This window comes from Gordonia sp. NPDC003950 (assembly GCF_053605205.1).
On record NZ_JBSGIT010000017.1, the window covers coordinates 36,056 to 49,522 of the forward strand.

Below are 13,467 nucleotides of genomic sequence, written 5' to 3' on the forward strand. Positions count from 1 at the left end.
CCGACAGCACTGCGGCCCACACACCAGCCCACATACCGGCCCACACACCGCACACCGATCCGACGGCCCCGACACGCGGGCGACAATCCGCGACGGACACCAGGGTCAGTCCGTACACTCGAGATCCACCAGAGCACCCGCCGCTCCGCATCACAGCCGGGGTTCTGACAGGTGAGTGCAGTTGGGTCGAGGCATTGGGGGCCGGGTGATCGTCGAGACATCGCGGATGCTGTTGCGTCCGGTCGATCGTCGCGACGTCGATCACCTCGTCCGGCTCGACAGCGACCCCGAGGTGATGCGTTTCGTGACCGGCGGAACCGCCACGCCCCGATCGACCATCGAAGGCTTCGTGGTTCCGCGCGCCGAAGCCGAGTTGCAGACCGGGCGCGGCGGAATCTGGACGGCGACCGATCGACGGTACGGGGTGTTCCTCGGCTGGGTGTCGCTGCGCGCTCCGCGGCATTCGGTGCAGCCCGAACTCGAACTCAGCTACCGTCTGCGACGCGAGTATTGGGGTCGCGGCCTGGCCACCGAGGCCGCCCGCGTCGTCACCGATGTCGCCTTCGCCGAGTTCGACGCGCAACGCCTGTTCGCGAGCACCACCGCGACACACGCCTCGTCGCGGCGTGTGATGGAGAAACTCGGCATGCGGATGTGCGCGCGCGACATCTGCGCCGATCCCGCAGCCTCCGATCCCGCAGCCTCTGATCCCACCGGCGCCGGCGAACCGGAGGTCGAATACGAAATGCTGCGGCGGCACTGGGAGATCACCGGCGCGCGGTACGGCGCCGCGACCGACCTCACCGCGTGAGCGGACACGGCTCAACGCCTTCGCAGCCTCACCGAGACCGATCGTCGCGCGGGGACTACCGTAGAGATGCGTTGCACACGCACGCCCACAATCGAGAAGGAGACGTTCTCGGATGAGCAGCCCCACCCCTTCGGCGCGTCCACAAGTCGTCATCATCGGCTCCGGTTTCGGCGGTCTTTTCGCCGCTCAGCGACTGAACAAGGTCGATGTCGACGTCACGCTCATCGCCAAGACGACGCACCACCTGTTCCAGCCGATGCTGTACCAGGTCGCGACCGGTATCGTCGCCGAAGGCGAGATCGCACCGGCCACCCGGGTGGTACTGCGTAAGCAGAAGAACACCAAGGTGCTCATGGGTGATGTCTTCGAGATCAACCTCGAGGCGCAGACCGTGACGTCACGTCTGCTCGAGCGCGTCACGGTGACCCCGTACGACAAGCTCATCATCGCCGCCGGCGCCGACCAGTCGTATTTCGGCAACGATCACTTCGCCGAATACGCGCCCGGCATGAAGACCATCGACCACGCCCTCGAATTGCGCGGCCGCATCCTCGGGGCCTTCGAGCAGGCCGAACTGTCCGACGACCCGGCCGAGCGGGCCAAGCTGCTGACCTTCGTGGTGGTCGGCGCGGGCCCTACCGGTGTCGAACTCGCCGGGCAGATCGCGGAGATGAGTGACAAGACCCTCAAGGGGGCCTTCCGCAACATCGATCCGACCGAGGCCCGCGTCATCCTGCTCGACGCCGCCCCCGCGGTGCTCCCGCCGTTCGGTCCGAAACTCGGCGGCAAGGCGGCGGCCCGGCTGGAGAAGATGGGCGTCGAGATCCAGCTGAACGCGATGGTCGTCGACCTCGATTACGACGGTCTGACCGTCAAGGAGAAGGACGGCACCACCCGCCGCATCGAATCCCAGTGCAAGGTGTGGTCGGCGGGTGTACAGGCCAGCCCGCTGGGCAAGCAACTGGCCGAGCAGTCCGGTGTGGAACTCGACCGCGCCGGCCGGGTCAAGGTGGGCCCCGACCTGTCCATCCCCGGCAACCCCGATGTGTTCGTCGTCGGCGACATGATGGCCGTCGACGGCGTGCCCGGTGTCGCCCAGGGTGCCATCCAGGGCGGGCGGTATGCCGCCGACGCGATCAAGGCGGAGCTCAAGGGACAGACGCCGGATCAGCGCAAGCCGTTCAGCTATTTCGACAAGGGATCGATGGCGACGATCTCCCGTTTCAGCGCGGTCATGCAGGTGCCGATCCCGGGCACCAAGAAGAAGTTCGAGACCGAGGGTTACTTCGCGTGGCTCGGCTGGCTGGCGCTGCACCTGGTGTACCTGGTCGGTTTCCGCAACCGGCTCAACACGATCGTCAACTGGTTCTTCGCGTTCTCCACCCGCGGTCGTACCCAGCTCGCCGTCACCGAGCAGCAGGTCTACGCGCGGACCGCGATCGGGCAGTTGTCGGAACTGGAGAAGAAATCGATCCCCGAGGTGGAGGCCGAATCGGTGGGCGCCGACGACCCCGCCCCGGGCGGCGACAAGACCGCCGACGCCAGCTGACCCCGGTCGGCCTCAGCTGATCGCGAGCGCTGCGACGTCAAGGATGTCGCAGCGCTCGCGCGCTAGTGCGAGGGTGCTTGCCAGGGACGTGGTGAGGGTCCCGGCGTCATCGGCCAACGCCAGTCGCGCCGCGAAGTGCGCGGCATCGACCGCATCCGGAGAAGTGTCCGGTCGCCGGAACACGCTGGTCAGTGCGTGGCATCCGGCTGCGGCTGCGGTGGAGCCGGCGCCCAGCGCCACCCCGTGTCGAAGGACCGGCCTGCCGTCGACGTCGACGTTCAGCGTGCCGCGCCACCTGCCGCGCTCGTCATCGGGATGCCGATGGGCAGAGCGACCGATCTGGATGTGCTCGTGCACGTCGACGATCGCGTCGCCGGCGGCGATGATGTCGATACGCGAACGATGATCGGCACCACCGGCGATCACCGTCGGTTGCGGATCGAGGCGCAGCCGCGCTCCCGCGCCCACCTCGATGTGCCAATGCGACGTCGAATCGGCCCGATCGGCGGCCGGCAACGCGATGGTCGCCGCCACCGAACCCAGATCCAGCGACGCACCGTCGGCCACCCGCACGACGATCTCGATGTGATCACCACCCAGCGGGGTCGCGGCCGCCCCTACCAGGTGTGCGGCATGGCGGCCGGTTTGCCGCACCGCGAATGCGCCGGAGCAGCGTGTCCGCAACGACCGCGCCGGGTCGGCGATGATCTCGACGTCGGTGCGCACTATCCGGTGACCGGGACCGCGAGTTGGGCACGCACCCAGGCCAACACGTCGGTGGCCGCGGGGTCGTCGGTGAGCGAGATCATCGCGGTGGGGCGGCCTTCGCGGACCTCGTCGGCGTCTCGTCGCATCACCCCGAGGTCGGCGCCCACCCGCGAGGCGAGGTCGGTCTTGTTGATCACCAACAGGTCCGAATAGGTCACGCCGGGCCCACCCTTGCGGGGGACCTTGTCGCCGCCTGCGACGTCGATGACGAAGATCTGCACGTCGATCAAGCCGGTGGAGAAAGTGGCGGTGAGATTGTCGCCGCCGGACTCGACGAGGATCAGATCCAGCGGCGGGTTGGCCGCCACCAGATCGTCGATGGCGTCGAGGTTGGCGGTGATGTCGTCACGGATCGCGGTGTGCGGGCAGCCGCCGGTCTGCACGGCGGTGATGCGTTCGTCGGGCAGCACGGCGTTGCGCCGCAGGAAGTCGGCGTCCTCGGTGGTGTAGATGTCGTTGGTGAGGACGGCCAGCGACAGTTCGTCGCGCAGTTGCCGGCACAACGCGGCCACCAGGGCGGTCTTCCCGGAGCCGACCGGGCCACCGATCCCGATGCGCAGCGCCTCGCCGGGTTCGCGGTGGCGCCGCGGCCGGTCGTGGGTGTGGTCGTGCGGTTCACCGTCGATCAGATGCGGGGGCATGGGAGGTTCCTCTCCGGACGTGATGTGGGACAACGTTTTTCAGGACGAAAATCCTGAATGGGGGTCATGACATGAACAGCGGCATGCCGCGACGCTCATGGCGTTCGGCGAAAACGTCGAGGATCGGATCCGACAGGTCGGCCAGTCCGATCGCGGCCTGCGCGGCGATGTTCTCGCAGTCGGCACCGAGGTCGGCAATCATCAGTGCGACATCGGCGGGGTCGAGGGCCAACAACCGTTGCCCGGCGGTCGCCGCGCCACTGACGGTGGTGTAGACGAGTACCAGCGCGGTGTGGAACCCGGAGAGACCCGATGCGGCTCCCACCGAACCGCTGATGACCGGTAGATGTGTCGTCGGGGTGTGCTCGCCCCAGTCGAGGTTCGGCCACATCCGCCGGGCCAACCGCGCCATCCCCCGGCCCTGCGCGAGCGACGCCTTGCGGGCGGCCGCCGACGGTGTGCGGGCGTCGGTCTCACCCTGTGCGGCACGCACATCCAACGCACCGTCGGCGACGGCGGCCGCGATCGACGCCGACACCAGACCGGTGGTGACCAGCCGACGATGCAGGAATGCGGCGAGATCGTCGACGCCCCGGATGAAGCCGTCGGCGATGGCCTGTTCCACCCCGCCCGAGTGCACATGTCCGCCCACCGGCAGCCGGGAATCGGCCAGTGTGAGCATCATCGCCAGCGGCGACGACGCGCCGCGCGCGGGGGGATCGATCTGCGTCATCGGTGTCCCTCAGAACAGGAAATATCGTTGGGCCATCGGCAGTTCGGCGACCGGTTGCGCCTCCCACACCTCACCGTCGACGCGGACGGTGAAGGTGTCGGGGTCGACCTCGATGGTGGGCATCGCCGAGTTACCCGGCATGTCGGCCTTACCGATCGACCGGGTGTTCTTCACCGGCGCCAGGCGACGGCGGATCCCGACACGGTCGGCGAGATCGTCGTCCACGCCGGGGGCGACGAAGCTGATCGACGTGTCGGCGGCCACCGGAGGCGCCGCACCTAACATGGGGCGTGGCAACACCGGCTGCGGTGTCGGGATGGAGGCGTTGGCGTCACCCATCTGCGCCCAGGCGATGGCGCCGCCCTTGATCACCAGATCGGGTTTGATGCCGAAGAAGGCCGGGTCCCACAGCACCAGATCGGCGAGTTTGCCGATCTCGACCGAGCCGATCTCGTCGTCGAATCCGTGTGCCACCGCGGGGCAGATCGTGTACTTGGCGACGTAGCGCTGCGCGCGGTGGTTGTCGGCGCGCCCGTCGCCGTCGAGGGATCCGCGTTTGCGTTTCATCACGTGGGCGGTCTGCCAGGTGCGCAGCACCACCTCGCCGATGCGGCCCATCGCCTGGGCATCGGAGCCGATCATCGAGATCGCCCCGAGGTCGTGCAGCAGGTCCTCGGCGGCGATCGTCGACGGCCGGATCCTGCTCTCGGCGAACGCAAGGTCTTCGGGCACGGTCGGGTTCAGGTGATGGCACACCATCAGCATGTCGAGGTGCTCGTCGAGGGTGTTGACGGTGTGCGGGCGGGTCGGGTTGGTGGAGCTCGGCAGCACGTTCGGTGCCGACGCCACGGTGATGATGTCGGGCGCATGCCCGCCACCGGCACCTTCGGTGTGATACGCGTGAATGCTGCGCCCGGCGATGGCACCCAGGGTGGATTCGACGAATCCCGCCTCGTTGAGGGTGTCGGAGTGCAGCGCCACCTGGACGCCGGTCTCGTCGGCCACCCGCAGACAGGCGTCAATCGCCGCCGGGGTGCTCCCCCAGTCCTCGTGCAGCTTGAATCCCGATGCGCCGGCCCGGATCTGCTCGCGCATCGCCTCGGCACTGACGGTGTTGCCCTTGCCGAGCAGGGCGATGTTGAGCGGCCAGTGGTCGGTGGCCGCGAGAATCGAGGCCAGGTGCCAGGCGCCGGGGGTGACCGTGGTGGCCTTGGAACCCTCCGCCGGTCCGGTGCCGCCACCGATCAGGGTGGTGATGCCGTTGCCGAGGGCCTCGTCCATGATCTGCGGGCAGATGAAGTGGACGTGGCAGTCGATGCCGCCGGCGGTGACGATCTTGCCGTTGCCCGCGATGATCTCGGTCGAGGCGCCGATCACCAGGTCGGGATGCACCCCGTCCATCGTGTCGGGGTTACCGGCCTTACCCATCGCGACGATGCGGCCATCGCGAATTCCCAGGTCCGCCTTGATGATTCCCCAATGATCGAGGATCACCACACCGGTGATGACGGTGTCTGGCGCGCCCTGCGCGCGGGTCGCGCGGCTCTGTCCCATCGATTCCCGGATGACCTTGCCGCCACCGAAGACGGCTTCGTCGCCGGCGAGTCCGGGGCCACCGCTACGGTCCTCGGTGACCTCGATCAACAGATCGGTGTCGGCCAGCCGGATCAGGTCGCCGGTGGTCGGGCCAAACAGTTGCGCGTACCGGTCGCGTCCCAGAATCGCCATGTCAGTCGACCTTTCCGGGTGCGTCGAGGGAAATCCCGTACACCTCACGGGTCCCGCCGAGCGGCACCAGCGTCACCGTCATCTCGATGCCCGGCTCGAATCGGACCGCGGTGCCCGCCGGGATGTCGAGTCGCCGACCGCGCGCCCGCTCCCGATCGAAGGCCAGCGCGGCATTGGCCTGCGGGAAATGCACGTGGCTGCCCACCTGGACCGGACGGTCACCCTCGTTGATGACCGACAGCACCACCGCGTCGGCGCCCTCGTTGAGTTCGATGGTTCCCTCGGCGGCGGTCACCTCGCCGGGTATGACCGCAGATCTGTTCTCCGACATCGCTTTCCTGTCCTGGGCTTTCTGTCCTGGGAGGGATGGTTCGGCAAAGAGCGAGGAGCCGCGGCTCAGCCGATGGGATGGTGCACGGTGACGAGTTTGGTGCCATCCGGGAAGGTCGCCTCGACCTGGACGTCGTGCAGCATCTCCGGGATGCCGTCCATGACGTCGTCGCGGCCGAGGACCTCGCGTCCGCTCGACATGAGCTCGGCGACCGATCGGCCGTCGCGGGCACCCTCGAGAACGTGATCGGTGATGATCGCCACCGCTTCGGGATGATTGAGCTTGAGCCCGCGACCCTGCCGGCGGCGGGCGAGTTCGGCGGCGTAGGAGATGAGCAGACGTTCCTGCTCATGTGGCGACAGTCGCACCGGTCCCTCTCTATCGTCTCGTCCTCTGGCGTCTCCCCGCGGTGACCCGACATCATCGGGGATCGCCGGTCTCGCCATCCTGCCACGGCCGAAGGCCGATGGCGCGGCAAGTGAACGCCGCTCAGTCGGACCGGAGTGCTCCCCCACCGGCGGCCAGGTCGTCGAGTCGGTCTTTCGTACACAGCGGGGCGATCGCCGCGACCTCGTCGACCGCGAACGCGCGCGCCGCCAGTCCCCGTCGGATGACCAGGGCCAACGACATCGCGGTGGCGGGTTCGTCGACGACATCACCCGATCGCCGCTCGAAGTACGCCTGCAGGCGGGTCGCCGCCGCGGGCATCGCCGAGCGGAAGAACCCGGTCACCGCCAGCCACCGCGTCACCAGATGCCCCGGATGCATATCCCAGCCCTGGTAGAAGCCCCGCTCGAGGGATCGGGTGACCAACCGGTGATGGCGACGCAACGCGGCATCGATCTGCTCGGGCGAGCCGGTCGGCATCACCTGCGTCGAGCCGTCGCTGACCCACACCCCGGTCTGCGCGGCGGCCACCTGCATGACCGCCTTCGCGTGATCGGCCACCGGATGTTCCAGCGACTGCTGAGCCGAGACGATTCCACATGCCGCGCTGTAATCGTAAGTGCCGTAATGTAATCCGACGACACGCGGCGCACCTCGATGGATCGCCTCGGCGACGGTGGCACGTCCGTCCGGACCGAGGATCGCCTGCGGGATCTCGACCTGCAACTCCACCTTCAGCGCCCCCTGCGCCAGGCCGTGGGCGCGTTCGAAGCCGGCGCACATCACCGACACCGCGTCGACCTGCCGGACGTCGCGCAGCTTCGGGATGGTGATGACGAAACCCGGGGGCACACCGCCGGCACCGTCGAGCACCCGTTCCAGGCTTCGGATTCCGCGTCCGCGTTCGGCGGCGCCGAGCCCCTTGGCACGCACGCCCGCGATACGCGGCGCGTACGGCCGCCGGTGCACCCAATCGGCCAGGATCGTTCCGGCCCGGGTGGCGTCGGCGTCCTCGGCGGCGTCGCTGCGCCACCCGTATCCGTCCTCGAGATCGATGCGCAGGTCCTCGATCGGGTTCTCGATCAGACGCGCATGGGCGATGGCGCGGACATCCTCGGTGGCCAGGTCGGCCACGGCGGGCGAGGACTCGAGACGCCCGGCGGCCGCAGCCCACCTCTCCGGCGTGTCGACGTCGACGTCGGCGGCGCTGACATAGACGGTGTGGGCGGGCTGGATCTCGTCACGGTCACCGGGGAACAGGCGCGCCAGGTCGGCGTCGACCGGCGTCAGGATCTCCTCGATGGCGGCGCGGGCCGAGGCGTCGAGGCCGTTCGATGTGTCGCTCACCCGGCGGCCGCACCGTCGGGGATCTCGATGTTCTGCAGCCGGACCTGACTGCGGGCCAGCAGTCGATCGGCGTCGTCGAACATCTCGACCGCCCACAGTTGCTGGCGTCGGCCGCGATGGATGGGTGCCGACCGCGCCGTCACCGTGCCTTCGCTGATCGACCGCAGGAAATCGGTGTTGTTGTTGACGCCGACCGCGGTACCGCCGATGCCCGACTCCTGCAGCCACACGTATGCACTCATGCTCGCGACGCTTTCGGCGACCGCACAGTAGACACCGCCGTGCACGATGCCGAAGGGCTGATGATGTCGCGGATCGAGCGAGAGGGTGGCCACCAGGCCGTCGGGTCCGACGCTCTCGATCACGGTTCCCAGCACCCCGTCGAGGCCGCGGGATCCGGCCGCCTTCACGTAATCCTCGTTGTTCACGGTCATCGGACAAGAGTGTCATGAGCCGCGTGGGGGCGCCTCCCGCCGGGTGAGTGACACGGGCCCAGGGAACCGATAGGCCCCACATCTCGTTCGAGATGTGGGGCCTACCGTGGCGTGGACCGGGGGTCTCTGCAGCCCCCAGGACTCTCGCGCGGTCCAACGTGTACTTAATGTAGGCTAGCCTTACCAACGGTGTCAAGCGGTTGGGGAATATCCGAGGGAAGCACCACGTCAACAACCACTGGAGACCACACCGTCGGCGCGCCGGGCACGCCGATGACCTGGGCAGAGAAGCCGGATGCGGCATCGAGGAGAATCGGCAGTAAAATGCGAAAGGTGAATGGCTTGGGAGACCTGGAGCGGGCGGTCATGGACACGCTGTGGGCAACTCCCACCCCTCAGACCGTGCGCCAGGTTCATGCCACCCTGTCGGAGAGCCGGTCGTTGGCCTACACGACGGTGATGACCGTCCTGCAGCGCCTCGCCAAGAAGAATCTGGTCACCCAGATCCGTGAGGACCGCGCCCACAAGTACGTCCCGACCCATCCCCGCGAGGATCTCGTGGCGTCGCTGATGGTGGATGCCCTCAGCGAGGCCGACGCCCCCGGATCACGCCACGCCGCACTGGTGTCGTTCGTGGGTCGCGTCGGGGCCGACGAAGCCGCCGCCCTGCGCTCGGCGCTCGATGAACTCGAAGCCGCCCGCAACCCGGAGATCACACGCTAGATTTCTTTCGGGGCGCTCAGCACCCCACCGCACCGCCCGCACAGCCCAACCGCGAGGACAGCCATCGATGACCGCCCTGCTCTTCGGCATCATGACGTTGCTGTTGGTCGGTCCTGTGCCGGAGTGGTTGTCGCGGGCGGCGTGGCCGATCCGGGCGCCCCGTGCGGCGATGACGCTGTGGCAGGCCATCGCCCTGGCCGCGGTGCTCTCGGCATTCAGTTGTGGTCTGGCGATCGCGGCGAATCTCCTGGCCCCCGGTCCGGATGGCGCCCCCACCACGCACCCGGTTCATGAGATCGAACGACTCGGCCTCCCCCTGTGGTTGCTCTACGTCGGTGTCTTCGCGCTGACGCTGCTCATCGGCGCCCGGTTGTTCTTCACGACCATCCGGGTGGGGCTGCGCACCCGCGCCCGCCGGTCCACCCACCGGCAGCTGATCGACATCCTCGACCGCTGCGATCGCTCCGATCACACGCATCCGCTTTTCGCGCGTGACATCCGGATGCTCGATGTCCAGGAGCCGCTCGCCTACTGCCTCCCGGGCCTGCGCCAGCGCGTCGTCCTCAGCGAGGGCGTCGTCGCCCGCCTGACCCGCGACGAACTCGTCGCCGTCATCGCACATGAACGTGCGCACCTGCGCGCCCGCCACGATCTGGTCCTCGAGGCCTTCATCGCACTACACGAGGCGTTCCCCCGGTTCGTCCGCAGCAGTTCCGCCCTCGACGCCGTCAAACTCCTCGTCGAGGCACTCGCCGACGATCAGGCGGTCCGCGCCACCACTCCCACGACCCTCGGCCGCGCGTTGGTGGCCTGCGCCGACGCGGTCGCTCCCCGCGGTGCGATGGCCGTCGGCGGACCGACCACGCTGGCCCGGGTGCACCGGCTGCGGCATGGGCGGCCCACCCCGCTCATCGTCATCGCCGCCTATGCCGGCGCCGCGGCGATTCTGGTGATCCCGACGCTCGCCGTCGCCATTCCGTGGCTCACCGAGATCAGCCGGCTGCTCATCGCGCACCGCTGATCCGACGGTCATCCGCTTCCCCGCGTCGACCCGCGACCACGCGCGCACACCACCATCCGAACCGACACCATAGGGTGGAGACATGACAAACGCCGCCTCGACCTCCCCGACCGCCAAGGCCCAGATCGGTGTCACCGGCCTGGCCGTGATGGGCTCCAACATCGCCCGCAATTTCGCGCACAAGGGCTACACGGTTGCCCTGCACAACCGCAGCATCGCCAAGACCGACGCGCTGTTGACCGAACACGGCAGCGAGGGCTCGTTCATCCGGTCGGAGACGATCGCCGAATTCGTCGATGCGCTCGAGAAGCCGCGCCGGGTACTCATCATGGTCAAGGCCGGTGACCCCACCGACGCCGTCATCAACGAACTCGCCGACGCCATGGAACCCGGCGACATCATCATCGACGGCGGCAACTCGCTCTACACCGACACCATCCGCCGCGAGAAGGCGATGGCCGACCGTGGGCTGCACTTCGTCGGGGCCGGCATCTCCGGCGGCGAGGAGGGCGCACTCAACGGTCCGTCGATCATGCCGGGCGGCCCGGCCGAATCCTACAAATCCCTCGGGCCACTCCTCGAGTCGATCTCCGCGCACGTCGACGGCGAGCCGTGCTGCACGCACATCGGGCCCGACGGCAGCGGTCACTTCGTCAAGATGGTCCACAACGGTATCGAGTACGCCGACATGCAGTTGATCGGTGAGGCCTACGACCTCATGCGGCGCGTGCTGGATCTGCCGGTGGCCGACATCGCCGACGTGTTCGCCCAGTGGAACACCGGCGATCTCGAGAGCTACCTGATCGAGATCACCGCCCAGGTGCTCGCACAGACCGACGCCGACACCGGCAAGCCCCTCGTCGACGTCATCGTCGACGAGGCCGGCCAGAAGGGCACCGGGCGGTGGACCGTGAAGTCCGCCCTGGACCTCGGCATTCCGACGACGGGTATCGCCGAGGCGGTCTTCGCCCGCGCACTGTCGAGCTCGTCGGGCCAGCGCAAGCAGGCCCAGGGCCTCGCCGGTGGCACCGCGGGCGCCGCACCCGCCGACAAGGACGCGTTCGTCGACGACATCCGGGCCGCCCTGTACGCCTCCAAGGTGGTTGCCTACGCGCAGGGATTCGACCAGATCTCCGCGGGCAGCAAGGAATACGACTGGAACGTCGATCGCGGATCGCTGGCCACGATCTGGCGTGGTGGCTGCATCATCCGCGCGAAGTTCCTCAACCGCATTCGTGACGCCTACGCCGACAACCCCGACCTGCCCAGCCTGCTCCTCGACCCGTACTTCCGCGACGCCGTCGAATCCGGGGTCGATGCGTGGCGTCGCGTGGTGTCCACCGCCGCCCTGATGGGAGTCCCGGTGCCGGCCTTCGCGTCCTCGCTGTCCTACTACGACGGCCTGCGCAGCGAACGCCTCCCCGCCGCCCTCACCCAGGGTCTGCGCGACTACTTCGGTGCGCACACCTACCAGCGGATCGACAAGCCGGGCACCTTCCACACCCTGTGGGGCGGCGACCGCACCGAGGTCGAGCAGTAGGTCTGCCCGAAAGCCCCGACGTGCGATTCCTGGACGGTCATCAACGGACCCACGACCTGACCTACAACGACGTGTTCGTCGTCCCGAACCGTTCGGACGTCACGTCCCGGTTCGACGTCGACCTGTCGACGCGGGACGGTTCCGGCGCCACCGTGCCGATCATCTCGGCGAATATGACGGCGGTGACCGGTAAGCGGATGGCCGAGACACTCGCACGTCGGGGCGGACTCGCCGTGCTGCCCCAGGATCTGCCGACCGCGGCGGCCGCCGAGTCCATCGCGTTCGTCAAGTCCCGTGACCTCGTGGCCGACACCCCGGTGGTGCTCACCACCGAGGACTCGGTGTCCGACGCGCTGGCACTACTGCACAAACGCGCCCACGGCGCGGCCGTCGTCGTCCGCGACAAGGTGCCGGTCGGCGTGGTCACCGAATCCGGATGCGCCGATGTGGACCGGTTCGCGCGGGTCCGCGACGTCCTCGATCCGCTCGTCGTCACCGTCCCGATCCACACACCGCCCCGCGAGATCTTCGATGCGCTCACCGACGTCCACCAATCGTTGGCGGTGCTCACCCACACCGACGGCACCCTGGCCGGGGTCCTCACCGCGGTCGGTGCGCTGCGGCACGGGGTGTACCGACCCAACCTCGATGCCGCCGGCAAGCTCCGGATCGCCGCGGCCGTCGGAATCAACGGCGACGTCGCCGCCAAGGCCAAGGGACTCGTCGCGGCCGGTGCCGACCTCCTGGTCATCGACACCGCCCACGGGCATCAGGAGCGGATGATCTCGGCTCTCGAATCTGTCGCCGCGGCCGACCTCGGGGTACCCATCGTCGCCGGGAACGTGGTCACCGCGGAGGGCACCGTCGACCTGATCGAGGCGGGCGCGACGATCGTGAAGGTCGGGGTCGGTCCCGGTGCGATGTGCACCACCCGGATGATGACCGGCGTCGGCCGCCCGCAGTTCTCCGCGGTGGCCGACTGTGCCGACGCAGCCCGCGCGCGTGGTGCCCATGTCTGGGCCGACGGCGGTGTCCGCCATCCCCGGGATGTGGCGCTGGCCCTGGCCGCCGGGGCGTCGAACGTGATGATCGGCTCATGGTTCGCCGGCACCTACGAGGCCCCCGGCGATCTCCACCACGACGCCCGGGGCGCCTTCAAGGTCAGCTTCGGCATGGCCTCCAAACGCGCGGTGGCCGCCCGCTCGAGTTCGGACAACGCCTACGACCGAGCCCGCAAGAGTCTGTTCGAGGAGGGCATCTCCTCCTCGCGGATCCCCCTCGATCCGGAACGGCCCAGCGTCGAGGATCTCGTCGACCACATCTGTGCCGGGGTGCGCAGCACCGCGACCTACGCCGGTGCCCGCAGCATCGCCGAACTCCACGAACGGGTGGTGCTCGGCGTGCAGTCCCCCGCCGGTTTCGCCGAGGGCCGGCCGCTTCCGGGCGGGTGGTGA

The 13,467-nt window shown here is 68.5% G+C and carries 14 protein-coding genes; 6 read left to right on the forward strand and 8 right to left on the reverse strand.

Annotated elements, in window-relative coordinates:
- The first annotated feature begins 205 nt into the window (after positions 1-205).
- Entirely contained in the window at positions 206-811 is a 606-nt protein-coding gene (locus ACWETB_RS15820; RefSeq protein ID WP_452212221.1) for a GNAT family N-acetyltransferase, read from the forward strand.
- A gap of 112 nt (positions 812-923) precedes the next feature.
- Positions 924-2,360, forward strand: a complete 1,437-nt coding sequence (locus tag ACWETB_RS15825) for an NAD(P)/FAD-dependent oxidoreductase (RefSeq protein WP_452212162.1) — start codon at positions 924-926, stop codon at positions 2,358-2,360.
- 12 nt (positions 2,361-2,372) lie between these two features.
- On the opposite strand, the gene ACWETB_RS15830 is transcribed toward ACWETB_RS15825, so the two are convergent.
- From ACWETB_RS15830 to ACWETB_RS15865, 8 genes are all read right to left on the reverse strand, one after another.
- Entirely contained in the window at positions 2,373-3,086 is a 714-nt protein-coding gene (locus ACWETB_RS15830; RefSeq protein ID WP_449744386.1) for an urease accessory protein UreD, read from the reverse strand.
- Positions 3,086-3,769 (reverse strand): urease accessory protein UreG, encoded by a 684-nt coding sequence (ureG, locus tag ACWETB_RS15835; protein WP_449744385.1) that lies wholly within the window; start codon positions 3,767-3,769, stop codon positions 3,086-3,088. The genes ACWETB_RS15830 and ureG overlap by 1 nt, the downstream gene beginning before the upstream one ends.
- A 64-nt stretch (positions 3,770-3,833) precedes the next feature.
- Positions 3,834-4,502: an urease accessory protein UreF gene (locus tag ACWETB_RS15840; RefSeq protein WP_449744384.1), complete on the reverse strand. Its 669-nt coding sequence runs from the start codon at positions 4,500-4,502 to the stop codon at positions 3,834-3,836.
- Positions 4,503-4,511: 9 nt separating this feature from the next.
- Positions 4,512-6,230, reverse strand: coding sequence for an urease subunit alpha (locus ACWETB_RS15845; protein WP_452212165.1), 1,719 nt, complete (start codon positions 6,228-6,230; stop codon positions 4,512-4,514).
- 1 nt (position 6,231) lies between these two features.
- A complete protein-coding gene (locus ACWETB_RS15850) occupies positions 6,232-6,561 on the reverse strand; it encodes an urease subunit beta (protein ID WP_452212167.1) in 330 nt (109 codons plus the stop codon).
- A 65-nt stretch (positions 6,562-6,626) separates the two neighbouring features.
- Positions 6,627-6,929 (reverse strand): urease subunit gamma, encoded by a 303-nt coding sequence (locus tag ACWETB_RS15855; protein WP_348805879.1) that lies wholly within the window; start codon positions 6,927-6,929, stop codon positions 6,627-6,629.
- Between the two features lie 121 nt (positions 6,930-7,050).
- Positions 7,051-8,295 carry a DUF6986 family protein gene (locus ACWETB_RS15860; protein ID WP_452212170.1) on the reverse strand — a complete coding sequence of 415 codons (1,245 nt, stop codon included), beginning with the start codon at positions 8,293-8,295 and terminating at the stop codon, positions 7,051-7,053.
- Positions 8,292-8,729, reverse strand: coding sequence for a PaaI family thioesterase (locus tag ACWETB_RS15865; protein ID WP_449744380.1), 438 nt, complete (start codon positions 8,727-8,729; stop codon positions 8,292-8,294). Before ACWETB_RS15865 ends, ACWETB_RS15860 begins: the two co-directional genes overlap by 4 nt.
- A 324-nt stretch (positions 8,730-9,053) precedes the next feature.
- Here ACWETB_RS15865 and ACWETB_RS15870 point away from each other — a divergent pair, with 324 nt between their 5' ends.
- From ACWETB_RS15870 to guaB1, 4 genes are all read left to right on the forward strand, one after another.
- On the forward strand, positions 9,054-9,452 hold the full coding sequence (locus tag ACWETB_RS15870; RefSeq protein WP_452212172.1) for a BlaI/MecI/CopY family transcriptional regulator: 399 nt from the start codon (positions 9,054-9,056) through the stop codon (positions 9,450-9,452).
- 67 nt (positions 9,453-9,519) lie between these two features.
- Positions 9,520-10,473: a M48 family metalloprotease gene (locus tag ACWETB_RS15875; protein ID WP_452212174.1), complete on the forward strand. Its 954-nt coding sequence runs from the start codon at positions 9,520-9,522 to the stop codon at positions 10,471-10,473.
- 82 nt (positions 10,474-10,555) lie between these two features.
- Positions 10,556-12,013, forward strand: a complete 1,458-nt coding sequence (gene gndA, locus ACWETB_RS15880; RefSeq protein WP_452212176.1) for an NADP-dependent phosphogluconate dehydrogenase — start codon at positions 10,556-10,558, stop codon at positions 12,011-12,013.
- A gap of 20 nt (positions 12,014-12,033) precedes the next feature.
- A complete protein-coding gene (gene guaB1, locus ACWETB_RS15885) occupies positions 12,034-13,467 on the forward strand; it encodes a GMP reductase (protein WP_449744377.1) in 1,434 nt (477 codons plus the stop codon).

Excerpts from the sequence above, each read along its gene's own strand:
- ACWETB_RS15865 (WP_449744380.1), bottom strand. The coding sequence starts at position 8,729 with ATGACCGTGAACAACGAGGATTACGTGAAGGCGGCCGGATCCCGCGGC.
- ACWETB_RS15845 (WP_452212165.1), bottom strand. The coding sequence starts at position 6,230 with ATGGCGATTCTGGGACGCGACCGGTACGCGCAACTGTTTGGCCCGACC.
- ACWETB_RS15870 (WP_452212172.1), top strand. The coding sequence starts at position 9,054 with ATGCGAAAGGTGAATGGCTTGGGAGACCTGGAGCGGGCGGTCATGGAC.
- ACWETB_RS15875 (WP_452212174.1), top strand. The coding sequence starts at position 9,520 with ATGACCGCCCTGCTCTTCGGCATCATGACGTTGCTGTTGGTCGGTCCT.
- gndA (WP_452212176.1), top strand. The coding sequence starts at position 10,556 with ATGACAAACGCCGCCTCGACCTCCCCGACCGCCAAGGCCCAGATCGGT.
- ACWETB_RS15825 (WP_452212162.1), top strand. The coding sequence starts at position 924 with ATGAGCAGCCCCACCCCTTCGGCGCGTCCACAAGTCGTCATCATCGGC.
- ACWETB_RS15850 (WP_452212167.1), bottom strand. The coding sequence starts at position 6,561 with ATGTCGGAGAACAGATCTGCGGTCATACCCGGCGAGGTGACCGCCGCC.
- ureG (WP_449744385.1), bottom strand. The coding sequence starts at position 3,769 with ATGCCCCCGCATCTGATCGACGGTGAACCGCACGACCACACCCACGAC.
- ACWETB_RS15840 (WP_449744384.1), bottom strand. The coding sequence starts at position 4,502 with ATGACGCAGATCGATCCCCCCGCGCGCGGCGCGTCGTCGCCGCTGGCG.